The sequence below is a fragment of the Actinomadura keratinilytica genome (genome assembly GCF_039539665.1).
Classification (GTDB): Bacteria; Actinomycetota; Actinomycetes; order Streptosporangiales; family Streptosporangiaceae; genus Spirillospora; species Spirillospora keratinilytica.
On sequence record NZ_BAABDO010000280.1, the window covers coordinates 1 to 914 of the forward strand.

Below are 914 nucleotides of genomic sequence, written 5' to 3' on the forward strand. Positions count from 1 at the left end.
TGAGCCTTTTCCATCCTGATCACGCTGGTCACGGGGTTGTCGCGGTCTCGGTGTTTGGCTCATGAACAGGCGAAGCTCCTGGTAGATGCGGAGTCGACCAAAACGACCGCACTGCCAGGAGCTTCTGGTGTTGTTCTACCGTGCTGCGCTGGATCTGTCGCCCGCGGCCCGCAACTTCGTGGCCGATCTCATCGCCGCGCACCGCCGTTCGATCGGCTCACGGTGGCGGGTGCTACCGGCCGGCCGCCAAGCCCTGCTGGTCCTGGTGCATCTGCGCCGCAACGAGACATTCCCGCGCCTGGCCGCCGCGTTCGGCATCGGCGTGGCCACCGCCCACCGCTACGTCACCGAGGTCATCGCCCTGCTGGCCGACCTGGCACCCGACCTGCGCGAAGCAATGCGGATGGCGGCACGTAAGGCCTACGTCATCCTGGACGGCACGCTCGCGCCGATCGATCGGCTCACGGGCGAGGCAGACCGGCTGTACTACTCGGCCAAGCATCGCAGGCACGGCGTGAACATCCAATTCCTCACCGATCCGCACGGCGAGCTGATCTGGGCGTCACCCGCATTGCCCGGTTCGGTCCACGACCTGACCGCGGCCCGCGTGCACGGCATCGTCGACGGCCTGACCTGCCGGGCGATCGCGTGCTACGCCGACAAGGGCTACGTCGGTGCAGGCGGTGCCATCGGCACTCCCTACAAGCGGCGCAAGGGCCGCAAGCTGGGCAAACGCAAGAAGCTGTTCAACCGGCATCACGCCAAGGTCCGCGCCCTGGGCGAGCGTGGCGCGGCGACCCTCAAAAGCTGGCACATCCTGCGCAAGGCCCGCTGCTCACCCGACCGACTGACCGCCATCGTGCAGGCGATCCTCACCCTCCACCACCAGGCCCAATGAGGATGGAAACAGTTCA

1 protein-coding gene is annotated in these 914 nt (G+C 67.0%); it reads left to right on the plus strand.

Annotated features, from left to right (window positions below; translation table 11 throughout):
• Positions 1-127: 127 nt before the first annotated feature.
• The gene (locus ABD879_RS32705; protein ID WP_345025670.1) at positions 128-898 is read left to right on the plus strand and encodes a transposase family protein; all 771 of its coding nucleotides are present in this window, start codon (positions 128-130) and stop codon (positions 896-898) included.
• Positions 899-914 lie beyond the last annotated feature (16 nt).